The following is a 24,894-nucleotide window of genomic DNA, read 5'->3' as shown; positions in this document are numbered from 1 at the left end:
CCTTAAGGTTTAACTTCCACAGGTTTGGTCTGCTGGTATTCAGCAAGTTCGCGGTAATTTTCGCGGCGTTTTTCCAGGTCGCTCTGAATACGCGCCATCAGTTCGCGGTCCACTTTCAGCATCCGCACAACGCCTGCGGTAATCAGATACCCGACGCCCGGGATCACGGTAAACAGCATGACGATGCCGTTAAGGGCGCTCGCGCTCTGGGCTTTAGCGCCCGCGTCATATCCATACCAGGAGAGCAAAAAGCCTACCAGCGCGCCTGCGATAGCCAGCCCCAGCTTCAGGAAAAAGAGATTGCCGGAGAAGCTGATGCCAGTAATGCGTTTGCCGGTTTTCCACTCGCCGTAATCATCCACGTCCGCCATCAGCGACCAGTGCAGCGGCGACGGGATCTGGTGCAGCACGTTTAGCAGGAAATACATCACCACAATCAGCACGGTGGCGTGCGGGTTCAGGAAGTAGAAACCGCAGGAGAAAATCGCCAGCACGATGTTGGTCCAGAAGAAGACTTTCAGCTTGCACCAGCGGTCGGTCAGCACTTTAGCCAGCGTGCTGCCGAGCATCATGCCGACCACGCCGAGGCTGATAAACAGCGTGGCGAAGCTGGTGCTTTGCTGCATCACCCAAGTGACGTAATACATGGTGGCCGCCATGCGGATAAAGCCAGGGCAGACGTTGCAGATGGTCAGCAGCAGGATGCGCACCCACTGGTCGTTTTTCCAGACGTCTTTAAGATCGGCTTTTAAATCGTCATTGGTTGGAACGGCCGGACGAATGCGCTCGCGTACCGTAGCGAAGCTGAACAGAAACATGCACATGCCAATCAACGCCAGAATGGTCATGGCAATCTGATAGCCTTTGGCTTTATCGCCGCCGCCAAAGTAGTCAACCATCGGCAGCAGGGTCAGGGAAAGCAGAAGGGTGGCGATCCCTACCATCACGAAGCGGTAAGACTGACAGGCGACGCGCTCTTTCGGGTCGTTAGTAATCACGCTGCCAAGCGAGCAGTAGGGGATGTTGATAGCGGTATAGGTAATGGAGAGCAGAAAGTAGGTCACAAAGGCATAGACAACTTTGCTGCTGTAGCTCCAGTCCGGGGTGGTAAACATCAGCACGCTGAACAGGGCATAGGGGAACGCAATCCACAACAGCCATGGACGAAAACGCCCGAAGCGGCTGCGGGTGCGGTCAGCAATGGCACCCATAATAGGGTCGGTCACTGCGTCGATAACGCGAATAGAGAGAAGCAATACGCCAACCAGGGCAGGGGCAAGGCCAAAAATATCGGTATAGAAGTAGTTAACAAACAACATGATGGCGCCAAAGATAATATTGCATCCGGCGTCACCCATTCCGTAGCCGATTTTTTCTTTGACAGAGAGTCTGCTGTTTTCCATCGACACATCTCCGGTGAATAATATGGACAGAAGTATTATTCGACTGCAGGCAAACTGCGCAGCAGTAATAGGTCGCAGAGATGGATAATCGTGTTGTGCGGAAGAATTTGTGAGGAAGGTAACAACCCTCACCCGGTCGGGCGAGGGTTTGGACGCTTAACGGGCGTGCGCCGCTTTCGCTTTTTTCTCTTTCACGATATAGCCGATACCGAGAATAACCAGCCATACCGGGATCAGCCACACGGAGATCGCCATGCCCGGCGTCATCAGCATGATGACCAGCACCGCCGCCATGAAGATCAGGCACAGCCAGTTACCGGCCGGATAGAGCAGCGCCGGGAAACGTGGCGTGACGCCCTGCTGCTGTTTGGCGCGGCGAAAACGCATATGGGCCAGGCTAATCATCGCCCAGTTAATCACCAGCGCGGAGACCACCAGCGCCATCAGCAGGCCGAAGGCTTCCTGCGGGGCCAGATAGTTAATCAGCACGCACAGCGCGGTAAAGGCTGCAGATACCAGAATGGTATTCACAGGCACGCCGCGCTTGTCGACTTTTTGCAGCGCCTGCGGCGCGTTGCCCTGTTTGGCGAGGCCGAACAGCATACGGCTGTTGCAGTAAACGCAGCTGTTATAGACAGAGAGCGCCGCGGTCAGCACCACGATGTTAAGCGCGTTGGCTACCAGCGAGTCGCCGAGTTCATGGAAAATCAGCACGAACGGGCTGGTGTCTGCGGTGATGCGCGTCCACGGCAGCAGGGAGAGCAGCACCGCCAGCGAGCCCACATAGAAGATCAGAATACGATAGATAACCTGATTGGTGGCTTTCGGAATGCTTTTTTCCGGCTCGTCCGCTTCCGCCGCCGTGATGCCGACCAGCTCAAGCCCGCCAAAAGAGAACATGATAATCGCCATCATCATGACCAGCCCGGAGACGCCGTTCGGCAGGAAGCCGCCCTGATCCCACAAGTTGCGAACTGTCGCCTGCGGGCCGGCGGTGTCGCTAAACAGCAGCCAGGCGCCGAAGAGGATCATCGCGACTACCGCGATGACTTTAATAATGGCGAACCAGAATTCCATTTCGCCGAACACTTTGACGTTTGTGAGGTTGATGGCGTTGATAACCACAAAGAAGACGGCGGCAGAAGCCCACGTCGGGATTTCCGGCCACCAGAACTGGATATATTTACCCACCGCCGTTAGCTCAGCCATCGCCACCAGCACATACAGCACCCAGTAGTTCCAGCCGGAGGCGAAGCCTGCGAAACCGCCCCAGTATTTATAAGCAAAATGGCTAAAAGAGCCTGCAACCGGTTCTTCCACGACCATTTCGCCAAGCTGGCGCATGATCAGAAAGGCAATAAAACCCGCAATAGCGTAACCGAGAATAATCCCCGGCCCTGCGGACTGGATTACGGAGGCGCTGCCCAGAAACAGGCCCGTACCGATAGCACCACCCAGCGCGATAAGCTGAATATGGCGGTTTTTGAGGCCGCGCTTCAGCGTGTCGCCGTGCTGTTGACCTTCCATCATAAAACCTCGTGTGTGGTTGTTTTTATCCGCAGCGTGACGCTGCTGTAATGTTGTTATGTCGCTGTGTGTAGTCTTTTCTTTACAGCCAATAAGGATGAAATTTGTAATAACGACTACCGCAGCGCCAAGAATAGTGATAAGCGCTGCCAAATGCACCTGCTTTCTCAGGGGTATCAAGCGGAGTGAATAAAAAGAAACCATTTGTAAATCGCTGCGTTTATTCAGCACGCGGGCACTTCAATTTATTTTAAGCGAGAATAATGCATGGATATTCATATTTTAAACTAATGAATCGGTTCAGGTTGCAAAGCTTTACGTTTCATTAAAGTTAAAACTACCGCTTTGGAGGTAACAGGTTCATTTGCCCGGAGTTACATTTCTGAAACGTTATTTCTTTATGATTGTTAAAATATGCGGGCTTTCCTGATTTCAATCAAAACCAGGATGGACAGAAGGTGAATACTTTGTTACTTTAGCAACACGAACGTTAAATTGGTCATACCAATTGACTCCGGGCGAATGGCAGAGACAGGGAATAATGGCCTACAGCAAAATCCGCCAACCAAAACTTTCCGATGTGATTGAGCAGCAACTGGAGTTTTTGATCCTCGAAGGGACGTTGCGTCCCGGCGAAAAACTGCCTCCTGAGCGCGAACTGGCCAAACAGTTCGACGTTTCCCGACCCTCCCTGCGAGAGGCAATTCAGCGTCTCGAAGCGAAGGGACTGCTGCTTCGTCGCCAGGGCGGCGGTACTTTTGTCCAGAATACGCTCTGGCAAAGCTTCAGCGACCCGCTGGTGGAACTCCTCTCTGACCATCCCGAATCCCAGTTTGATCTTCTTGAGACGCGTCACGCGCTGGAAGGCATCGCGGCATACTACGCGGCGCTTCGCAGTACGGATGAAGACAAAACGCGTATCAGCGAATGCCATCAGGCTATCGAGCGCGCCCAGGAGTCTGGCGATTTAGACGCGGAATCCAACGCTGTGCTGCAGTATCAGATAGCCGTCACGGAAGCCGCTCATAATGTAGTGCTGCTTCATCTGCTACGCTGCATGGAGCCGATGCTGGCGCAAAACGTGCGTCAAAACTTCGAATTGCTCTACGCGCGCCGTGAAATGCTGCCGCTGGTCAGCAGCCATCGCACCCGTATCTACGAGGCGATTATGGCGGGAGAGCCGGAGCAGGCGCGAGAAGCGTCGCATCGCCACCTGGCGTTCATTGAAGATATTTTGCTGGACCGCAGCCGTGAGCAGAGTCGTCGTGAACGCTCGCTGCGTCGTCTGGAGCAACGTAAGAATTAATATTTTTCCGGTTTTTGCCGGAAGATTTGTACCAAAAGCGCCATTGAAGCGCGGCAACTAAACCCAGAACCTGTCTTATTGCGCTTTGTTAAGTGCACGTCGTTCAGGTTGCATCGCGGCGGTAAGCGGCGAACCCCTTTGCAGGGCGCACGCGTAGCCACCGGTGGAGCAGCCGGACGCTGTAAGAGCATAGAGTGCAATGGGACAGGTTCCAGATTAATCAACGTATTAGATAGATGATAAGGAATACCCCCATGTCAGAACGTTTACAAAATGACGTGGATCCGATCGAAACTCGCGACTGGCTACAGGCGATCGAATCGGTAATCCGTGAAGAAGGTGTTGAGCGCGCTCAGTATCTGATCGATCAGCTGCTTTCCGAAGCTCGTAAAGGCGGTGTGAAAGTAGCGGCGGGCAGTGCAGCCCGTCAGTACATCAATACCATCCCCGTTGAAGAAGAGCCGGAATACCCGGGTAATCTGGAGCTGGAGCGCCGTATTCGTTCTGCTATCCGCTGGAACGCCATCATGACCGTGCTGCGCGCGTCTAAAAAAGACCTCGAGCTCGGCGGCCACATGGCCTCCTTCCAGTCTTCCGCGACCATCTACGAAGTGTGCTTTAACCACTTCTTCCGCGCGCGCAACGACAAAGACGGCGGCGACCTGGTGTACTTCCAGGGCCACATCTCTCCGGGCGTTTACGCACGTGCTTTCATTGAAGGCCGCCTGACCGAAGAGCAGATGAATAACTTCCGTCAGGAAGTGCACGGCAACGGTCTGTCTTCTTATCCGCACCCGAAACTGATGCCGGAATTCTGGCAGTTCCCGACCGTATCCATGGGCCTGGGCCCGATCGGCGCTATCTACCAGGCGAAGTTCCTGAAATATCTGGAACACCGCGGCCTGAAAGATACCTCTGAGCAGACCGTTTACGCGTTCCTCGGCGACGGCGAGATGGACGAGCCGGAATCTAAAGGCGCCATCACCATCGCGACCCGCGAAAAACTGGACAACCTGGTCTTCGTCATCAACTGCAACCTGCAGCGTCTGGATGGCCCGGTCACCGGTAACGGCAAAATCATCAACGAACTGGAAGGCATCTTCGACGGCGCCGGCTGGAACGTCATTAAGGTCATGTGGGGCTCCCGTTGGGACGAGCTGCTGCGTAAAGACACCAGCGGCAAACTGATTCAGCTGATGAACGAAACCGTTGACGGCGACTATCAGACCTTCAAATCCAAAGACGGCGCCTATGTGCGTGAGCACTTCTTCGGTAAATATCCGGAGACGGCAGCACTGGTTGCAGACTGGTCTGACGATGAGATTTGGGCGCTGAACCGCGGCGGCCACGATCCGAAGAAAATCTACGCTGCATTCAAGAAAGCGAAAGAAACCAAAGGCAAAGCGACCGTTATCCTTGCTCACACCGTTAAAGGTTACGGCATGGGCGACACCGCCGAAGGTAAAAACATCGCTCACCAGGTGAAGAAGATGAACATGGACGGCGTTCGCTATGTCCGTGACCGCTTCAGCGTGCCGGTGGCCGATGAAGACCTGGAAAAACTGCCGTACATCACCTTCCCGGAAGGCTCTGAAGAGCACAAGTACCTGCACGAACGCCGTCAGGCGCTGCACGGTTACCTGCCGTCTCGTCAGCCTAACTTCACCGAGAAGCTGGAGCTGCCGGCGCTGGAAGATTTCCGCTCCCTGCTGGATGAGCAGAGCAAAGAGATCTCCACCACTATCGCTTTCGTACGTGCACTGAACGTAATGCTGAAGAACCCGTCTATCAAAGACCGTCTGGTTCCTATCATTGCCGACGAAGCCCGTACCTTCGGTATGGAAGGTCTGTTCCGTCAGATCGGTATCTACAGCCCGAACGGCCAGCAGTACACCCCGCAGGACCGTGAGCAGGTGGCGTACTACAAAGAAGACGAGAAAGGTCAGATTCTGCAGGAAGGGATCAACGAGCTGGGCGCAGGTTCTTCCTGGCTGGCGGCTGCGACCTCTTACAGCACCAACAACCTGCCGATGATCCCGTTCTATATCTACTACTCCATGTTCGGGTTCCAGCGTATCGGCGACCTGTGCTGGGCAGCGGGCGACCAGCAGGCGCGCGGCTTCCTGATCGGCGGCACCTCCGGTCGTACCACGCTTAACGGCGAAGGTCTGCAGCACGAAGATGGTCACAGCCATATTCAGTCTCTGACGATTCCGAACTGCATCTCCTACGATCCGGCTTACGCTTATGAAGTTGCTGTCATCATGCATGACGGTCTGCAGCGTATGTACGGTGAAGCGCAGGAGAACGTGTATTACTACATCACTACGCTGAACGAAAACTACCACATGCCGGCTATGCCGCAGGGCGCCGAGGAAGGTATCCGTAAAGGTATCTACAAACTCGAAACCGTTGAAGGCGCGAAAGGTAAAGTTCAGCTGCTCGGCTCCGGCTCTATCCTGCGTCACGTACGCGAAGCCGCGCAGATCCTGGCGAAAGAATACGGCGTGGGCTCCGATGTCTACAGCGTGACCTCCTTCACTGAGCTGGCTCGTGACGGTCAGGATTGCGAGCGCTGGAACATGCTGCACCCGCTGGAAACCCCGCGCGTTCCGTACATCGCTCAGGTGATGAACGATGCGCCGGCGGTGGCATCCACCGACTATATGAAACTGTTCGCCGAGCAGGTTCGTACTTATGTACCGGCTGACGATTATCGCGTACTGGGCACCGACGGCTTTGGCCGCTCTGACAGCCGCGAAAACCTGCGCCACCACTTCGAAGTTGATGCTTCCTACGTGGTTGTTGCAGCGCTGGGCGAACTGGCTAAACGTGGTGAAATCGATAAGAAAGTTGTGGCTGACGCCATCGCTAAATTCAATATCGATGCAGATAAAGTCAACCCGCGTCTGGCATAAGAGGTAAAGAAAGAATGGCTATCGAAATCAATGTACCGGACATCGGGGCGGACGAAGTTGAAGTCACCGAGATCCTGGTCAAAGTGGGCGACAAAGTAGAAGCTGAACAGTCGCTGATCACTGTAGAAGGCGACAAAGCCTCTATGGAAGTTCCGTCTCCGCAGGCGGGCGTGGTCAAAGAGATCAAAGTGTCCGTGGGCGACAAAGTCGAAACCGGCAAACTGATCATGATTTTCGATTCCGCCGACGGTGCAGCAGCAGCTGCACCTGCTAAGGCAGAAGAGAAGAAAGAAGCGGCACCGGCGCAGTCTGCTGCCCCGGCTGCTGCGGCCGCAAAAGAAGTTAACGTACCGGATATCGGCGGCGACGAAGTTGAAGTCACCGAGATCCTGGTTAAAGTCGGCGACAACGTTGACGCTGAACAGTCTCTTATCACCGTAGAAGGCGATAAAGCCTCTATGGAAGTCCCGGCGCCGTTTGCGGGCACCGTGAAAGAGATCAAAATCAACACCGGCGACAAAGTCTCCACCGGTTCTCTTATCATGGTCTTCGAAGTCGCAGGCGCTGCGCCGGCAGCTGAAGCGAAACCGCAGGTGACTGAGCAGGCTGCAACCGCGCCGGCCGCCGCTGCGGGCGCGAAAGACGTCAACGTGCCGGATATCGGCGGCGATGAAGTCGAAGTGACCGAAGTGCTGGTGAAAGTGGGCGATAAAGTCACCGCTGAACAGTCTCTTATCACCGTAGAAGGCGACAAAGCCTCTATGGAAGTTCCGGCGCCGTTCGCAGGCACCGTGAAAGAGTTGAAAGTGAACGTGGGCGATAAAGTCTCCACCGGCTCTCTGATCATGGTCTTCGAAGTGGAAGGCGCAGCACCTGCTGCGGCTCCGGCGGCCAAACAGGAAGCGGCGGCACCGGCTCCGGCGGCGAAAGCGGATAAACCGGCTGCAACGCCTGCGAAAGCGGAAGGCAAATCTGAGTTTGCTGAAAACGACGCATACGTCCACGCCACTCCGCTTATCCGTCGTCTGGCGCGCGAGTTCGGCGTTAACCTGGCGAAAGTGAAAGGCACCGGTCGTAAAGGCCGTATCCTGCGCGAAGACGTTCAGGCTTACGTGAAAGACGCGGTGAAACGCGCTGAAGCGGCGCCGGCTGCTGCCACTGGCGGCGGTATCCCGGGCATGCTGCCGTGGCCGAAAGTGGACTTCAGCAAGTTTGGTGAAGTGGAAGAAGTCGAGCTGGGCCGCATCCAGAAAATCTCTGGCGCGAACCTGAGCCGTAACTGGGTGATGATCCCGCACGTTACGCACTTCGACAAAACCGACATCACTGACCTGGAAGCATTCCGCAAACAGCAGAACGCCGAAGCTGAGAAGCGTAAACTGGATGTGAAATTCACCCCGGTAGTCTTCATCATGAAAGCCGTTGCTGCGGCCCTTGAGCAGATGCCGCGCTTCAACAGCTCGCTGTCTGAAGATGGCCAGCGCCTGACGCTGAAGAAATACATCAACATCGGTGTTGCGGTTGATACCCCGAATGGTCTGGTGGTTCCGGTCTTCAAAGACGTGAACAAGAAGAGCATTACCGAGCTGTCCCGCGAACTGACGACTATCTCCAAAAAAGCGCGTGACGGTAAGCTGACTGCCGGCGAAATGCAGGGCGGTTGCTTCACCATCTCCAGCATCGGCGGCCTGGGCACCACCCACTTCGCGCCGATCGTGAACGCGCCGGAAGTGGCTATCCTCGGTGTCTCCAAGTCTGCGATGGAGCCGGTGTGGAATGGTAAAGAGTTTGTGCCGCGCCTCATGCTGCCGATCTCTCTGTCCTTCGACCACCGCGTGATCGACGGTGCTGATGGTGCGCGTTTCATCACCATCATTAACAACACCCTGTCGGACATTCGCCGCCTGGTGATGTAAGCGAAAAAGCCGGCCTGACGGCCGGCTTTTTTCTGGTAATTCCGCCAGACTGTGCGAAATTATCCGATGCCAAAAGGATTCGTTTGCCGTTTGTTGTTTCAAAATTGTTAACAGTTTTGTAAAATGCGAGCGGATAGAACGTCCCGGTGGATGATGGGCGTTAAAACATAAGCGTCAGACCCGCCGGAAAATTACAAAGAGGTCATGATGAGTACTGAAATCAAAACTCAGGTCGTGGTACTTGGGGCAGGCCCGGCAGGTTACTCTGCGGCCTTCCGTTGCGCTGACTTAGGTCTGGAAACCGTAATCGTCGAGCGTTACAACACCCTGGGTGGTGTTTGCCTGAACGTAGGCTGTATCCCTTCTAAAGCTCTGCTGCACGTTGCGAAAGTCATCGAAGAAGCGAAAGCGCTGGCCGAGCACGGTATCGTTTTTGGCGAGCCGAAAACTGACATCGACAAAATCCGCACCTGGAAAGAAAAAGTTATCAATCAGCTGACCGGCGGTCTGGCTGGTATGGCCAAAGGCCGTAAAGTCAAAGTGGTGAACGGCCTCGGTAAATTCACAGGCGCGAACACCCTGGAAGTGGAAGGCGAGAACGGCAAAACCGTGATCAACTTCGACAACGCGATTATCGCGGCGGGCTCTCGTCCGATTCAGCTGCCGTTTATTCCGCACGAAGATCCGCGCGTATGGGATTCCACCGACGCCCTGGAGCTGAAAGAAGTACCGAAACGCATGCTGGTCATGGGCGGCGGTATCATCGGTCTGGAGATGGGTACCGTTTACCATGCGCTGGGTTCAGAGATTGACGTGGTTGAAATGTTCGACCAGGTTATCCCGGCTGCCGACAAAGACATCGTTAAAGTCTTCACCAAGCGCATCAGCAAGAAATTCAACCTGATGCTGGAAACCAAAGTCACTGCCGTTGAAGCGAAAGAAGACGGTATTTACGTTTCCATGGAAGGCAAAAAAGCGCCTGCCGAAGCGCAGCGTTACGACGCCGTGCTGGTAGCTATCGGCCGCGTGCCGAACGGCAAAAACCTGGATGCGGGCAAAGCGGGCGTGGAAGTGGACGACCGTGGCTTCATCCGCGTTGACAAGCAGCTGCGCACCAACGTGCCGCACATCTACGCTATCGGCGATATCGTCGGTCAGCCGATGCTGGCGCACAAAGGCGTGCACGAAGGTCACGTGGCCGCTGAAGTGATCGCGGGCATGAAGCATTACTTCGACCCGAAAGTGATCCCGTCCATCGCTTACACCGAGCCGGAAGTGGCATGGGTGGGTCTGACCGAGAAAGAAGCGAAAGAGAAAGGCATCAGCTATGAAACCGCCACCTTCCCGTGGGCAGCTTCTGGCCGTGCTATCGCTTCCGATTGCGCAGACGGTATGACCAAACTGATTTTCGACAAAGAAACCCACCGTGTTATCGGCGGCGCGATTGTCGGCACCAACGGCGGCGAGCTGCTGGGTGAAATCGGTCTGGCTATCGAGATGGGTTGTGACGCGGAAGATATCGCGCTCACCATCCACGCGCACCCGACGCTGCACGAATCTGTAGGTCTGGCGGCGGAAGTGTTCGAAGGTAGCATCACCGACCTGCCGAACCCGAAAGCGAAGAAGAAATAAGTTTCTCGCCTGATGAATAAACGCCTCTACGGAGGCGTTTTTTTATGGCTGAAAAACCGCCCTTGCGGGCGGCAAGCCGCGTAATTGCCCGGATTCAACACCAGCGATTCAACACCAGCGATTCAACACCAGCAGCACCGTGGTGCCGGAAATCTTCCAGCCACCGTGCGACGCCGCCAGCAGTGAACCCCGCGCAACGATGAGCGTAATAAGCCAACGCATCTCCATTGCGAGTAGTCCCGAAGGCGCTACGTTGATCCTCTCATCACCGCGAAAGGCAGAACCAGGCAAGTATGTCATGCTTGCCACACAGGTTGATGGAACTGCTTCCGGGCCCGGTGACTGGCTGCTACACCAGCGAAGCAGGCCAGGCGCTAATTTAGCGGTTCGAAGAGAAGGGCGGAAGGGGATTTCAGCGCTTGCAGCAAGTTACATGTAAATTCTGAAAGCGGTACGCAAAACGTACAGCCGGGCTTACGAGCAGAGCATTCTGTTGCCATCATTCGCCCTGTGTCATGCTTGCCACATAAACGGTGCAACGGTGTCTGCTATCACCCGCGCACAACAAGGAAACCGCCACCCGGCGGTTTTTTTGTGCCTCAAATCGCACTTCGGAAATGCGTTCTGCGGACCTTAACGATTCAGCAAAGATTTAATGTTGCTTTTTTGTAAACAGATTAACACTTCACCAAATTCCTGCTATTCTGCCCGTCGCGGAACCGGGCATTTACCCTACAAACTGCTGTCTCACAGGAGCGTGAAGAGAGAAGCCTGGCTCCGACTATGACAATGAGAGCGAGGAGAACCGTCGTGCTAGAAGAATACCGTAAGCACGTAGCTGAGCGTGCCGCCGAGGGGATTGTAGCCAAACCCTTAGATGCAACCCAAATGGCCGCACTTGTCGAGCTGCTGAAGAACCCGCCCGCGGGTGAAGAAGAGTTTCTGTTAGACCTGCTGACCAACCGTGTACCCCCGGGCGTTGACGAAGCCGCCTATGTAAAAGCAGGTTTCCTTGCCGCTGTCGCCAAAGGTGAAGCATCCTCCCCGCTGGTAACCCCTGAAAAAGCCGTTGAACTGTTAGGCACCATGCAGGGCGGTTATAACATTCATCCGCTGATTGAAGCGCTGGATAACGAAAAGCTGGCGCCGATTGCCGCCAAAGCGCTGTCCCACACGCTGCTGATGTTCGATAACTTCTACGACGTGGAAGAGAAAGCCAAAGCGGGCAACGCGTACGCGAAGCAGATTATGCAATCCTGGGCAGACGCCGAATGGTTCCTGTCGCGCCCGTCGCTGCCTGAAAAAATCACCGTCACCGTGTTCAAAGTGACCGGCGAAACCAACACCGACGATCTCTCCCCGGCGCCGGACGCCTGGTCGCGCCCGGATATTCCGCTGCATGCGCTGGCGATGCTGAAAAACGCCCGTGAAGGCATTGAGCCGGATCAGCCAGGCGTCGTCGGCCCGATAAAACAGATCGAGGCCCTGCAGCAGAAAGGCTTCCCGCTGGCCTACGTCGGCGACGTGGTCGGCACCGGCTCTTCCCGTAAATCCGCCACCAACTCCGTGCTGTGGTTTATGGGCGATGACATCCCGTTCGTGCCGAACAAACGCGGCGGCGGCGTGGTACTCGGCGGCAAAATCGCGCCGATTTTCTTCAACACGATGGAAGATGCGGGCGCGCTGCCTGTCGAAGTGGATGTGTCAAACCTGAACATGGGCGATGTGATTGACATCTACCCGTTCAAAGGCGAAGTACGCAACCACGAAACTGGCGAACTGCTGGCGAATTTTGAACTGAAAACCGACGTGCTGATCGACGAAGTGCGCGCGGGCGGTCGTATTCCGCTGATCATTGGTCGCGGCCTGACCACCAAAGCGCGCGACGCGCTGGGCCTGCCGCACAGCGATGTCTTCCGTCACGCCAAAGATGTGGCGGAAAGCAACCGCGGCTACTCCCTGGCGCAGAAGATGGTGGGCCGCGCGTGCGGCGTCGCCGGCGTTCGTCCGGGCGCGTATTGCGAGCCGAAAATGACCTCCGTAGGTTCTCAGGACACCACCGGCCCGATGACCCGCGATGAGCTGAAAGACCTGGCGTGCCTGGGTTTCTCCGCCGATCTCGTGATGCAGTCCTTCTGCCACACGGCGGCGTATCCGAAGCCGGTTGACGTGACTACGCACCACACGCTGCCTGACTTCATCATGAACCGTGGCGGCGTGTCGCTGCGTCCGGGCGATGGCGTTATTCACTCCTGGCTGAACCGCATGCTGCTGCCGGATACCGTCGGCACCGGCGGCGACTCCCACACCCGTTTCCCGATCGGCATTTCGTTCCCGGCGGGCTCAGGGCTTGTGGCGTTCGCGGCTGCGACCGGCGTGATGCCGCTTGATATGCCGGAATCCGTGCTGGTGCGCTTTAAAGGCCAGATGCAGCCGGGGATTACGCTTCGCGACCTGGTGCATGCTATCCCTTACTACGCCATCCAGCAGGGCCTGCTGACCGTTGAGAAGAAAGGCAAGAAAAACATTTTCTCTGGTCGCATTCTGGAAATCGAAGGTTTGCCGGATCTGAAAGTCGAGCAGGCGTTTGAGCTGACCGACGCCTCTGCCGAGCGTTCTGCGGCGGGCTGCACCATCAAGCTCAACAAAGAGCCGATCATCGAGTACCTCAACTCCAACATCGTGCTGCTGAAGTGGATGATTGCAGAAGGCTACGGCGACCGTCGTACGCTGGAGCGTCGTATCCAGGGTATGGAGAAGTGGCTTGCCGATCCGCAGCTGCTGGAAGCGGATGCTGACGCGGAATACGCGGCGGTGATCGATATCGATCTCAATGAAATCAAAGAGCCTATCCTGTGCGCGCCGAACGATCCGGACGACGCGCGTCTGCTCTCTGACGTCACTGGCGATAAGATTGACGAAGTGTTTATCGGCTCCTGCATGACGAACATCGGCCATTTCCGTGCTGCCGGTAAGCTGCTGGATACCCATAAAGGCCAGCTGCCGACCCGTCTGTGGGTGGCACCGCCGACCCGTATGGACGCCGCGCAGCTCACTGAAGAGGGCTACTACAGCGTCTTTGGTAAGAGCGGCGCGCGTATCGAGATCCCGGGCTGCTCGCTGTGCATGGGTAACCAGGCGCGTGTGGCGGACGGCGCGACGGTGGTGTCCACCTCAACCCGTAACTTCCCGAACCGTCTGGGCACTGGCGCGAACGTCTATCTGGCGTCTGCCGAACTCGCCGCTGTCGCGGCGCTGATTGGCCGCCTGCCGACGCCGGACGAGTACCAGCAGTTCATGTCTCAGGTAGATAAAACTGCCGTGGACACGTACCGTTATCTGAACTTCGACCAGTTGAATCAGTACACAGAGAAAGCGGACGGCGTGATTTTCCAGACGGCGGTATAACGCAACCCGCCCTGGCGCGAAATGCGCCGGGCTGGTCAGTAAAAAGGGAAGCCACTGGCTTCCCTTTTTTATGGGCGTTACCGCTTACGAATTCGCTTTGCCGTCGTAACGCGGCAGACTCACAACAGGGTAAGTAAACTCGCCTTCCACCTGACAGCGTTCCGGTTTCTGTTTACCGGCATCGAACAGCACATAGCGTTCTTTTTCCGGGAAGTAGATGAGATCGTCGCCGTTACGAAAGGAAATCGTCTCGTAAGGCACGCCGTTGTCAGTTTTGCTCTTCTCAATGCCCGAGGCAATCTGGAAGTGATCTTCCCACTTCATCGTTGAAAGGTGGTATTTGAAAAACGAAACCAGCACGTTACCGCGGTTAACGCATTCAAGACGCACGGCCTCGCCGGCATACGCGCAGGAGAGCGGCAGCGCGGCGGTGGCGAGCAGCAGCGCGCGGCGAAGAAGAGAACTATTCACAGGCACATCCCATTACAGCAGTACTTAAGATAAACCAAGAGTAACACAGCTCATGCAACGGCTCGTCTACCGCGGCGTTTTCAGTTTCGTCGGCGGCGGCGCTTTTCTTTCCGTTTCATGCTGCGATAATAACAAGCGATAAACAATGCAGCGGCCAGGCAGCGCCGGGCCAGAGGAAAACACCATGGATTATGAGTTTTTACGCGACATCACCGGCGTGGTGAAAGTCCGTCTTTCAATGGGCCACGAAGCGCTCGGGCACTGGTTTAATGAAGAAGTGAAAGGCAACCTGGCGCTGCTGGATGAAGTCGAAGCGGCGGCGCGCGAGGTCAAGGGCAGCGAGCGGCAGTGGCAGAAGACCGGTCATGAATACACGCTGTGGCTCGATGGCGAAGAAGTAATGGTGCGCGCCAATCAGCTGGAGTTTTCCGGCGACGAAATGGAAGAAGGCATGAGCTACTACGATGAAGAGAGCCTGTCACTGTGCGGCGTCGAAGATTTCCTGCAGGTGGTGAATGCGTACCGCGACTTTCTGGCGCAGTACGGATAACGCGGCGCGTCCATGCGCCGCGCGGGGTTATACGGACGGAATATTGCGTCCGTAATAGATTTCACGCATCTCTTTCCAGAGCAGGTCGGTAATGACCTTACGCTCTTCTTCAGTTAACTCTTCCGGGCGGGTATGGAACATATAGTGCTTAAGGTCGAATTCCTTAAGCAGCATTTTGGTATGGAAGATGTTTTCCTGATAAACGTTCACGTCCACCATGTCATACAGCGCTTTCATGTCGTCAGACATAAAGTTCTGAATCGAGTTAATTTCATGATCGATAAAGTGCTTCATGCCGTTCACGTCGCGGGTGAAGCCGCGCACGCGGTAGTCGATGGTCACAATATCGGACTCAAGCTGGTGGATTAAATAATTCAGCGCCTTAAGAGGCGAAATCACGCCGCAGGTTGAGACTTCGATGTCGGCGCGGAAGGTGCACAGGCCGCCTTCAGGGTGGCTTTCCGGGTAAGTGTGGACGCAAATATGGCTCTTGTCGAGGTGCGCGACCACGGTCTCCGGCAGCGGGCCAGGGTGCTCGGTTTTGTCGATAAGCTGCGGGTCGACCGGCTCTTCGCTCACCAGAATCGTGACGCTGGCGCCCTGGGGCTCATAGTCCTGGCGGGCGATATTCAGAATATTGGCGCCGATAATCGAGCAGGTTTCCGTCAGGATTTCCGTCAGACGGTTAGCGTTATAGAGTTCATCGATATACGCGATATAGCCATCGCGCTCTTCCGCCGTTTTGGCGTAGCAAATATCGTAAATACAAAAACTCAGGCTTTTGGTCAGGTTGTTAAAGCCATGCAGTTTCAGCTTTTTCAATTTTTATCACCTCCTTAGGATGCCTGAGACGCCAGGGCATCTTGCAAATATTGCGGCAGAGCGAAGGCTGCCGTATGAATGGCCGGATTGTAATAACGGCACTTCAGCCCGGCGGCGTGAAAGCGCGCCTGTAAGGTCTCGGTCGGCAGTTTACGCAGGGCCTCGTTATCGGTCGCCCAGGCGAAGGTCATAATGCCGCCGTAATAGGTCGGGATGGCGGCCTGATAAAAGCTGACATCGCCAAAATAGTGGCTGAGCTTTTTATGGCTGCCGATGGCTTCATCCTGCTGCAGGAAGCAGACACCATTCTGCGCAACGAAAATCCCGCCCGGATTCAGGCAGCGCTTGCACCCTTCGTAGAACGCCGAGGTGAAGAGGCTCTCGCCCGGACCGATAGGATCGGTGCAGTCGGAGATAATCACATCGAATTTCTGGGTGGTCTGGTTGACGAAATTCACGCCATCGTCGATGACAAGCGTAAAGCGCGGATCGTCGTAGCTTCCGGCGTTGTGATTGGGCAGATGCTCGCGGCAAAACGCCACTACGCCCGCGTCGATTTCCACCATCGTGATGGATTCCACGCCCTTATGACGGGTCACTTCGCGCAGCATCGCGCCGTCGCCGCCGCCGATAATCAACACGCGCTTCGCGTGGCCGTGGGCCAGCAGCGGCACATGCGTCATCATTTCGTGATAGATGAACTCGTCGCGTTCGGTGGTTTGCACCACGCCGTCCAGCGCCATCACCCGGCCAAAGGCAGAGTTTTCGAAAATAATCAGATCCTGATGATCGGTCTTTTCGCGATAGAGCACTTTGTCGACGGCAAAGTATTGACCAAACTGATCGTGCAGCGTTTCATGCCACATAGGATTCTCGGTCACTGGCAGATACCTCCTTCGTTAACAACCCTTAAAAACGGGCGCAACATCATAGCTAACTATGACCGTGGATGCACGGTCACGATTTCACCAGAGGGGCAGGGGGAGGGGATTACTTCACGTAAGCAAGCAGGCTGAGCGAGTCTCGCGCCAGCGCTTTGCATTTTTTCGCGGTAGGAATAGCGATGCCGCTCAGATCGCGATAGCTGTCCTCGCCGAGCGCCTTCATATTAAAGCTGTCGTAGTTGCTTAAATCCCACTGATTCTGCTGGGCGAAAAAGACCAGCGCGCGGCGGATCTGCCCGTTCGGCAGGTTCTGGTAGCCGCAATCATTTTTCAGAAATACAAAAACAGCCGTCAGGTCGGCCATGTCTTCCGCTTCTGATTCACTCAGCGCAAAACTGTTGGTGGAAAAGGCCAACAGACAGCCCAGAAACATTAGCCTGACTACTTTTCTCATCACGTCTACCACTCGCCAACCGATACCAAACGATAGCACATTTCGTTCAGGCGCGACGAGGATATTTCGCCCTTCCATTGGCCGTTAAATGCCCATCTCAGGCGGCTTTGCGCCAACGTCAGAGGTAAGACAGCGAACAAAAAGGCTGTCTTTAACAGAGGAACGAAAAACCCGCAGGTTGATATGCCGAAGGCGGAACAATGAAGAGGTTTAAAATAAAACCACCGCTGTGAAATCTGCCGCTTAAGACCCTTTTTTACCGCCCGTCCTTAAGATATTGATTTTTATAGCGCTCGACGTTCACGTTAAAAAAAGGGTTTCAGGAAGAAAAAGAAGAAATTTGTTTTTAATTCAAACAACCTGGTAATATTCGCTCTTGTTCACTGCCGTACAGGCAGCTTAGAAAATGTAGGTAAAGCGCAAGTAATCAATGCTCGTGGTTCACTGCCGTACAGGCAGCTTAGAAACCGCGGCGCGGGCGAGTCAGCGAGCGGCAAACGTTCACTGCCGTACAGGCAGCTTAGAAATTTCCCGAACTCGCGAGTCGTGGGCACCAGACGTTCACTGCCGTACAGGCAGCTTAGAAATCTGGTGATATGGCTCGCGCTTACTACTCACATGTTCACTGCCGTACAGGCAGCTTAGAAAATAGATTCCTCTGCGGCGCGACAGGCTGTTAGGTTCACTGCCGTACAGGCAGCTTAGAAACTCAGCAGTACTGGCGCAGCACTGGCCGCACGGTTCACTGCCGTACAGGCAGCTTAGAAAATGGCGCTGGATGGCCTGAAGGACGATGATTTGTTCACTGCCGTACAGGCAGCTTAGAAAAACCGCTTCAAAAATCATGCTGACGACGCTTAGTTCACTGCCGTACAGGCAGCTTAGAAACACACGCCGCGTTTAATATCGTCAATGTCCTGTGTTCACTGCCGTACAGGCAGCTTAGAAATCATAACGCTTTACAATGAGGCCAAGCATCGGGTTCACTGCCGTACAGGCAGCTTAGAAATTTCGGCAATCCGCAAGCCGCGCGACGAAGTAAGTTCACTGCCGTACAGGCAGCTTAGAAAGCACACCGCGACACACAGACGCCAGGCAATACGTTCACTGCCGTACAGGCAGCTTAGAAAGATATCCGCAATCGCCTGGTCAATCTCGTATTGTTCACTGCCGTACAGGCAGCTTAGAAAGCAGGGAACACCGCGGCGGCATCCGTCACGCCGTTCACTGCCGTACAGGCAGCTTAGAAAAGCTCGCTCGCTCTGACGAGTGGCGGTGGGCAGTTCACTGCCGTACAGGCAGCTTAGAAAACACATCCTAAATCGACACATAAAATGATAATGTTCACTGCCGTACAGGCAGCTTAGAAACAAATGTCATGTTGACTGTATTGTCATCAGATGTTCACTGCCGTACAGGCAGCTTAGAAAATGAAAGATATAGCGATTAGAACGGTGCTTGAGTTCACTGCCGTACAGGCAGCTTAGAAATCAACGCCACTTTTGAGCGTTATTCCGTGCCAGTTCACTGCCGTACAGGCAGCTTAGAAAAGCAATCAAGGCTTACAGCGAACTGCAACAGGGTTCACTGCCGTACAGGCAGCTTAGAAATGACTCTGGCTATAGCTGGGAATCGCAGACACGTTCACTGCCGTACAGGCAGCTTAGAAATCGCCGCTGCGAGATTAATGAACTAATGGACGGTTCACTGCCGTACAGGCAGCTTAGAAATCCGGCGGCGTCTACTATCTGAACTGGGGTGAGTTCACTGCCGTACAGGCAGCTTAGAAATACCTCACTGGCGCGCCGCTAACTCTAAAGATGTTCACTGCCGTACAGGCAGCTTAGAAACGGCTGACGGCGTTAAGCGCCCGCCACAACGCGTTCACTGCCGTACAGGCAGCTTAGAAACATTCTCTTCAGCCAGATGCAGGCCATAGGCAGTTCACTGCCGTACAGGCAGCTTAGAAATCTGTGGATAACTTTTCATCCGGTAACGCAGTGTTCACTGCCGTACAGGCAGCTTAGAAACCGGCGGCCAGCTCTGGGCGATTGCCGTTCCCGTTCACTGCCGTACAGGCAGCTTAGAAATGTCGCTGTTACAGCGCCGGATATGACGGCATGTTCACTGCCGTACAGGCAGCTTAGAAAAAACGGCAGAACCGCCACATAGAAACGGCAGAGTTCACTGCCGTACAGGCAGCTTAGAAATATCTTCACTCGATGCAGATCGGGGAGCAATTGTTCACTGCCGTACAGGCAGCTTAGAAAATGTCCGCGGTCGCTCGCGCCTTCAACTTCAAGTTCACTGCCGTACAGGCAGCTTAGAAACAGCACCGCCAGCAGTGGGCAAAAAATCGCATCGTTCACTGCCGTACAGGCAGCTTAGAAACGACACCGGGCGCACTGACGTGCCGGGTATCGGTTCACTGCCGTACAGGCAGCTTAGAAAGCAGGGCGGTGTGCGTTTATGACGACGGGCGCGTTCACTGCCGTACAGGCAGCTTAGAAAACCCGACCCCCACCAGCGGAATACCTGCTGACGTTCACTGCCGTACAGGCAGCTTAGAAAGCCCGCAGGCACCGAGCCAGCTAAAGGCTGAAGTTCACTGCCGTACAGGCAGCTTAGAAAGCCAGCGCGTCGCGCTCGCCCTCGACTTTCGCGTTCACTGCCGTACAGGCAGCTTAGAAACACTCCTCATATTCCGACTCAGGCCAGCCGAGGTTCACTGCCGTACAGGCAGCTTAGAAAAAACGCCACGGCATTAAGCCGAACCCGCTCTATGTTCACTGCCGTACAGGCAGCTTAGAAATCCAATTAATTGTGGCCGTAGCTCGCGCGCCCGTTCACTGCCGTACAGGCAGCTTAGAAACGACAGACGAGGAAGACGACGAGGTGCTGCACGTTCACTGCCGTACAGGCAGCTTAGAAATCGGGCGCTACGGCATCCCCCCAGACCGCGTAGTTCACTGCCGTACAGGCAGCTTAGAAAAGTCAGGCTCGTTGCCCTCCGGGATAACTGCTGTTCACTGCCGTACAGGCAGCTTAGAAAGCACCGTACCTCGCAGCACCGCCCGCGCCGTTGTTCACTACCGTACAGGCAGTTAAAAAATGCCATTTTTAATGCCATCATCGACGGCAAAAGCCCATACCTAAAGATTAATAAATAAAATTCTTTATTTATTCGTGCCCTTTGACGTGGCGGAGTGCATGACGACCGTGTATTTGGGCTGATATATTTTAAAAATTAAAAGGATGTCACGATATGGTGCCTTAATTAATCACATAATAACGCGTTATTTATATCTCTCTGTGATACTTCCTCGGTAATTATATAACGGAATTATAAGATGGACCGAAATTCTGTCACGCCGTCTGATTTAAAAACGATTCTCCATTCAAAGCGCGCCAATATTTATTATCTGCAATACTGCCGGGTTCTGGTTAATGGCGGCCGGGTGGAATATGTCACCGATGAAGGGAAAGAGTCGCTTTACTGGAATATCCCCATTGCCAATACCACGGTGGTGATGCTCGGCACCGGGACATCGGTCACACAGGCGGCTATGCGGGAATTCGCCCGGGCGGGCGTGATGGTGGGTTTTTGTGGTGGTGGCGGCTCACCGCTTTATTCCGGGAATGAAAGAGAGATTGAGGTTTCCTGGCTTGCGCCGCAAAGCGAATATCGGCCTACTGAATATCTGCAAAACTGGGTCGCGTTCTGGTTTGATGACGCGCTGCGCCTGGCGGCGGCAAAACGCTTTCAGCAAGTCCGGCTGCAAAACATTGAGCGTCACTGGCTCAGCAGTCGTATGCGGCGTGAACCTCACTTTCCCCTGATGGAAGAACCTCTGCTGGCGCTGCTTTCAAAAGCACAGACGCAAATGGCGCAAGCCGATACGCATAACACGCTGATGCTTCAGGAAGCGCAACTGACGAAGGCGCTCTATAAACTGGTGAGCCAGACGGTGAAATACGGTGATTTCACTCGCGCCAAACGCGGCGGTGGAACGGACGCGGCCAACCGTTTTCTCGATCATGGTAATTATCTCGCCTACGGGCTCGCCGCTGTTGCCGCCTGGGTCACCGGACTGCCGCACGGGCTCGCGGTGATGCATGGTAAAACCCGGCGCGGCGGCCTGGTTTTTGATATTGCCGACCTGATTAAAGACGCGCTGGTCATGCCGCAGGCGTTTATCGCGGCGATGACGGGGGATGATGAGCAGGCTTTCCGTCAGCGCTGCATCACCGGTTTTCAGCAGGCAGATGCGCTGGATCTCATGATTAACACCCTGCAGGAAACCGCCTGCGAACTGGGCGGTAAAGCCAGATGAACGTGCTGTTGATTTCGCAATGTACGAAGCGCGCCAGAGAAGAGAGCTGCCGCATTCTCGATCAATTTGCCGAACGTAAAGGCGATGGCGCCTGGCAAACGGTGATTACGCTTGAAGGGTTAAACACGCTGCGGCGTTTACTGCGTAAAACGGCCCGGCGCAATACCGCTGTCGCGTGCCACTGGCTTAAAAAAGGCGGCGAGACAGAGCTGATGTGGATTGTGGGAAATCTGCGGCGGTTCAGTGCACAGGGCTGCGTTCCGACTAACCGTACCGCACGGGATATTGTTCGTCGCGGGCAGGAGCATAGCTGGCACAGCGCCGAAGCGATGGCGCTTTTAGCCGCGATCGCCGGGCTGTTTCACGATTTCGGTAAAGCAAACACGCTTTTTCAGCAGACGCTTTCGGGGAAGTCCTCGCTCACTTTTCAGCCTTACCGCCACGAATGGATTTCGGTTCGTCTGTTCCAGGCGTTTGTCGGGCAACAGTCCGACCGGGAATGGCTGGCGGCGCTGGGCGTACTTGAAGCCACGGACGAAACGCGCTGGCTGGAAAGGCTGAAGACCGACGTGCCGGGCGATTCCGGCAGCCCTTTTGTCGGGCTGCCACCGCTGGCGCAGGCCGTCGCCTGGTTGATCCTCTCGCACCACCGTTTACCGCAGTGCTTTCTCAAAAATCACAGGCCTGAACTGGAAGAGGCCGACGGCTGGCTGGTACGACAGCTTAACGCCGACTGGAATTCGCTCAACGCGCAGTGTCGCGAGTGGACCCCGCAGCAGGTTAACGCTGTGTGGCAGTTCCCACACGGTACGCCGTTGCAAAGCGCCCAGTGGCGCGATAAAGCAAGACAAATCGCCAGGCGGGCGCTCAACGCGGCATCGTTGTTCGGGTTCGGCAATATGCATCAGCTTTTTACGCTGCATATGGCAAGGCTTGCGCTGATGCTGGCCGACCATCACTACTCCGCCAGCGCGGCGTATTCGCGCTGGCAGGATGCTGATTACGCCGCCTGGGCCAACAGTGACAGAGCCACCGGCACGCTTAAGCAAAAGCTGGATGAACATAACGTGGGCGTGGCGCATAACGCGCTGCTGCTGGGAAGATCAATGCCCTGGGCGCGCCGGACGCTGCCTGCGATCGGCCGCCATAAAGGGTTCAGGGAGCGCGCCAGAGAGGGCCGCTTCAGCTGGCAGAATCGGGCCTGGGATATCGCCGAAGGGCTTCGCGAGCGCAGCCGTTCACAGGGGTTTTTCGGCATCAATATGGCATCGACCGGCTGCGGTAAAACATTTGCCAACGCGCGCATTATGTATGCGCTGTCTGAAGAGCAGGAGGGATGCCGTTTTACGGTCGCGCTGGGCCTGAGAACGCTGACGCTGCAAACCGGTGAGGCATTGCGGGAAAGGCTCCATCTTCAGGACGATGATTTAGCCGTCATGATTGGTTCGCAGGCCGTGCGACAGTTACATCAGCAGTTGCTTGCCGGACAGGATGCGGATAAAGACAGCGCCTCGCAGGAGGCCTTTTTCGATGCTCACCAGTATGTTCATTTCGAGGGCGCAATGGAAAGCGGACCGCTGCGTCACTGGCTTTCGGGCGATGAACGGCTCAACAAACTGCTCAGCGCGCCGGTGCTGGTGGCGACCATCGATCACCTCATGCCTGCCACCGAAGGCGTGCGGGGCGGCAAGCAGATCCCCGCGATGCTGCGCCTGCTGACCAGTGACCTGGTGCTGGATGAGCCTGATGATTTTGATATTGCGGACTTGCCTGCGGTTTGTCGGCTGGTCAACTGGGCAGGAATGCTCGGCTCACGCGTGTTGCTCTCTTCCGCTACGCTGCCGCCAGCGCTGGTTCAGGCCCTTTATGCGGCGTACTACAACGGCAGAAAACACTATCAACAGGCGTGCGGCGAACCCGGTTTACCAGTCAACATCTGTTGCGCGTGGTTTGATGAATATGGCGCGATGGCTGAAGAAATCGCCGACCCGCAAACGTTCCATACGACACACGCGGAGTTCGTGGCGAAGCGCGCCGGGAAGCTAAAAGAAAAGCCCGTTCTTTGTCGGGCCCGCATTGCCGCGATAGAAGCAGAGTCGTCACAAGCTGCTGTGGTGGTTGAGGCCGTTGCGCGCACGCTGCAACGGGAAATACTGGCGCTGCATCAGCAGCATCATGTTCAGCACCCTTCCGGCAAACAGGCGTCGCTGGGGCTGGTGCGCTTTGCCAACATCGATCCGTTGGTTGCCATTGCGCTGGCGCTGGCGGCGCTCCCTTCGCCCGAAAACGTCTGCATCCACTACTGTGTTTACCACAGCCATCATCCGCTGGCGGTACGCTCTTATATCGAAAATCATCTGGATAGCGCTTTTGACCGCAGCGGCAATAAGCCGCTGTGGCGGTTGCCGGAAATTGACAACGCGATGCAGTCTCATCCGGCGCAACACCATCTTTTTGTCGTGCTGGCGACATCGGTTTGTGAAGTCGGCCGGGACTGGGACGCTGACTGGGGCATTACTGAACCGAGCTCCATGCGCTCGCTTATCCAGTTCGCCGGGCGTATTCAGCGTCATCGCCAGCAAACGCCGGAGACAGAAAATCTGGTGATACTGGAGTACAACATCCGCGCATTACGTAAAAAGCAGCCTGTTTTTCACAAGCCGGGTTTTGAAACATCTCTCTTTCGGCTCCACAGCCACCGGCTGAGCGAGTTGCTTACCGAACCGCAATACCGCGCGATCAACGCCATTCCACGCATCCTTGCGCCAGTGCCTTTTCCACATGGCAAACGCGATTTTTCATCGTTGGTGGAGCTTGAACATGTGCGCCTGTACGAGGCGTTACTGGGCAAGCCTCAGAAGGATAATTTCCCGGCTTCGTCCTGGTGGCGCAAAAATGTGTCATGGAATGGCGAGTGCCAGCGGCGCACGCCGTTTCGGGATTCCGGCCCCGACGCCGCCTTTTATCTGCGTATGGAGGAAGATGATGACGAACCGGTGTTTGTACACCGTTCGGAAAACGGCGTGGACTGGAAACGTTCTTCTTTTACCGGGCAACCGGTGGCATTTGCCGACGGCGTTATGCCCTGGCTGCATACCGACTATCAGGACATTTTATTGCGGCTGGCGGAGCGGATGGAGATGGAACTGACGGTGGTTTGCGAGCGCTTTAGCGAAATTCGTCTGCCTGTCAGTAATGATGACGCGATAAGCGAATGGCAGTATCACCCATTTTTAGGGGTGTTTAAGACACTCAAATAAATCCAAAGG

At 55.3% G+C, this 24,894-nt stretch carries 14 protein-coding genes and 1 CRISPR repeat array; of the genes, 8 read left to right on the top strand and 6 right to left on the bottom strand.

Annotated features, from left to right (window positions below; translation table 11 throughout):
- Window positions 1–2 precede the first annotated feature (2 nt).
- Complete coding sequence (locus AFK63_RS14865) at window positions 3–1,403, bottom strand: glycoside-pentoside-hexuronide (GPH):cation symporter (protein WP_038864798.1); 1,401 nt, start codon at window positions 1,401–1,403, stop codon at window positions 3–5.
- Window positions 1,404–1,559: 156 nt separating this feature from the next.
- Window positions 1,560–2,930, bottom strand: coding sequence for an aromatic amino acid transporter AroP (gene aroP / locus AFK63_RS14860; protein ID WP_038864895.1), 1,371 nt, complete (start codon window positions 2,928–2,930; stop codon window positions 1,560–1,562).
- A gap of 541 nt (window positions 2,931–3,471) precedes the next feature.
- Here aroP and pdhR point away from each other — a divergent pair.
- From pdhR to acnB, 5 genes are all read left to right on the top strand, one after another.
- Window positions 3,472–4,236: a pyruvate dehydrogenase complex transcriptional repressor PdhR gene (gene pdhR / locus AFK63_RS14855; RefSeq protein ID WP_038864792.1), complete on the top strand. Its 765-nt coding sequence runs from the start codon at window positions 3,472–3,474 to the stop codon at window positions 4,234–4,236.
- Window positions 4,237–4,490: 254 nt separating this feature from the next.
- Window positions 4,491–7,154: a pyruvate dehydrogenase (acetyl-transferring), homodimeric type gene (aceE, locus tag AFK63_RS14850; protein WP_038864790.1), complete on the top strand. Its 2,664-nt coding sequence runs from the start codon at window positions 4,491–4,493 to the stop codon at window positions 7,152–7,154.
- A gap of 14 nt (window positions 7,155–7,168) precedes the next feature.
- Complete coding sequence (gene aceF / locus AFK63_RS14845; RefSeq protein WP_038864788.1) at window positions 7,169–9,070, top strand: pyruvate dehydrogenase complex dihydrolipoyllysine-residue acetyltransferase; 1,902 nt, start codon at window positions 7,169–7,171, stop codon at window positions 9,068–9,070.
- A gap of 207 nt (window positions 9,071–9,277) precedes the next feature.
- On the top strand, window positions 9,278–10,702 hold the full coding sequence (gene lpdA, locus AFK63_RS14840; protein WP_038864893.1) for a dihydrolipoyl dehydrogenase: 1,425 nt from the start codon (window positions 9,278–9,280) through the stop codon (window positions 10,700–10,702).
- Window positions 10,703–11,512: 810 nt separating this feature from the next.
- Entirely contained in the window at window positions 11,513–14,110 is a 2,598-nt protein-coding gene (gene acnB / locus AFK63_RS14835) for a bifunctional aconitate hydratase 2/2-methylisocitrate dehydratase (protein WP_108695705.1), read from the top strand.
- 84 nt (window positions 14,111–14,194) lie between these two features.
- Here acnB and AFK63_RS14830 read toward each other — a convergent pair whose 3' ends face one another.
- On the bottom strand, window positions 14,195–14,581 hold the full coding sequence (locus tag AFK63_RS14830) for a hypothetical protein (protein WP_038864784.1): 387 nt from the start codon (window positions 14,579–14,581) through the stop codon (window positions 14,195–14,197).
- Window positions 14,582–14,765: 184 nt separating this feature from the next.
- Here AFK63_RS14830 and yacL point away from each other — a divergent pair, with 184 nt between their 5' ends.
- Complete coding sequence (yacL, locus tag AFK63_RS14825; RefSeq protein WP_038864782.1) at window positions 14,766–15,131, top strand: protein YacL; 366 nt, start codon at window positions 14,766–14,768, stop codon at window positions 15,129–15,131.
- A gap of 27 nt (window positions 15,132–15,158) precedes the next feature.
- On the opposite strand, the gene speD is transcribed toward yacL, so the two are convergent.
- The 3 genes from speD to AFK63_RS14810 form a co-directional block, all read right to left on the bottom strand.
- Window positions 15,159–15,953: an adenosylmethionine decarboxylase gene (gene speD / locus AFK63_RS14820; protein ID WP_038864780.1), complete on the bottom strand. Its 795-nt coding sequence runs from the start codon at window positions 15,951–15,953 to the stop codon at window positions 15,159–15,161.
- Between the two features lie 14 nt (window positions 15,954–15,967).
- The gene (gene speE / locus AFK63_RS14815; RefSeq protein ID WP_108695704.1) at window positions 15,968–16,819 is read right to left on the bottom strand and encodes a polyamine aminopropyltransferase; all 852 of its coding nucleotides are present in this window, start codon (window positions 16,817–16,819) and stop codon (window positions 15,968–15,970) included.
- A 124-nt stretch (window positions 16,820–16,943) separates the two neighbouring features.
- Window positions 16,944–17,291: a YacC family pilotin-like protein gene (locus AFK63_RS14810; protein ID WP_015386992.1), complete on the bottom strand. Its 348-nt coding sequence runs from the start codon at window positions 17,289–17,291 to the stop codon at window positions 16,944–16,946.
- Window positions 17,292–17,669: 378 nt separating this feature from the next.
- Window positions 17,670–20,403: a CRISPR direct-repeat array (repeat unit 28 nt; unit sequence GTTCACTGCCGTACAGGCAGCTTAGAAA).
- A 238-nt stretch (window positions 20,404–20,641) separates the two neighbouring features.
- Between AFK63_RS14810 and cas1f the strand changes: the two genes are divergently transcribed.
- A complete protein-coding gene (gene cas1f / locus AFK63_RS14805; RefSeq protein ID WP_038864776.1) occupies window positions 20,642–21,625 on the top strand; it encodes a type I-F CRISPR-associated endonuclease Cas1f in 984 nt (327 codons plus the stop codon).
- Window positions 21,622–24,885 carry a type I-F CRISPR-associated helicase Cas3f gene (cas3f, locus tag AFK63_RS14800; RefSeq protein ID WP_038864774.1) on the top strand — a complete coding sequence of 1,088 codons (3,264 nt, stop codon included), beginning with the start codon at window positions 21,622–21,624 and terminating at the stop codon, window positions 24,883–24,885. The genes cas1f and cas3f overlap by 4 nt, the downstream gene beginning before the upstream one ends.
- The last annotated feature ends 9 nt before the right edge of the window (window positions 24,886–24,894 follow it).

It is taken from the genome of Cronobacter muytjensii ATCC 51329, assembly GCF_001277195.1.
Lineage (GTDB): Bacteria > Pseudomonadota > Gammaproteobacteria > Enterobacterales > Enterobacteriaceae > Cronobacter > Cronobacter muytjensii.
The sequence above is the reverse complement of the archived record's forward strand: the minus strand, read 5'-3'. Positions and strand labels throughout refer to the sequence as shown.

What these genes read in the sequence shown, in the direction of transcription:
- lpdA (WP_038864893.1), top strand. Translation starts at nt 9,278, where the DNA reads ATGAGTACTGAAATCAAAACTCAGGTCGTGGTACTTGGGGCAGGCCCG.
- yacL (WP_038864782.1), top strand. Translation starts at nt 14,766, where the DNA reads ATGGATTATGAGTTTTTACGCGACATCACCGGCGTGGTGAAAGTCCGT.
- AFK63_RS14810 (WP_015386992.1), bottom strand. Translation starts at nt 17,291, where the DNA reads ATGAGAAAAGTAGTCAGGCTAATGTTTCTGGGCTGTCTGTTGGCCTTT.
- cas1f (WP_038864776.1), top strand. Translation starts at nt 20,642, where the DNA reads ATGGACCGAAATTCTGTCACGCCGTCTGATTTAAAAACGATTCTCCAT.
- cas3f (WP_038864774.1), top strand. Translation starts at nt 21,622, where the DNA reads ATGAACGTGCTGTTGATTTCGCAATGTACGAAGCGCGCCAGAGAAGAG.
- aceE (WP_038864790.1), top strand. Translation starts at nt 4,491, where the DNA reads ATGTCAGAACGTTTACAAAATGACGTGGATCCGATCGAAACTCGCGAC.
- AFK63_RS14865 (WP_038864798.1), bottom strand. Translation starts at nt 1,403, where the DNA reads ATGGAAAACAGCAGACTCTCTGTCAAAGAAAAAATCGGCTACGGAATG.
- aceF (WP_038864788.1), top strand. Translation starts at nt 7,169, where the DNA reads ATGGCTATCGAAATCAATGTACCGGACATCGGGGCGGACGAAGTTGAA.
- speE (WP_108695704.1), bottom strand. Translation starts at nt 16,819, where the DNA reads ATGTGGCATGAAACGCTGCACGATCAGTTTGGTCAATACTTTGCCGTC.
- pdhR (WP_038864792.1), top strand. Translation starts at nt 3,472, where the DNA reads ATGGCCTACAGCAAAATCCGCCAACCAAAACTTTCCGATGTGATTGAG.
- aroP (WP_038864895.1), bottom strand. Translation starts at nt 2,930, where the DNA reads ATGGAAGGTCAACAGCACGGCGACACGCTGAAGCGCGGCCTCAAAAAC.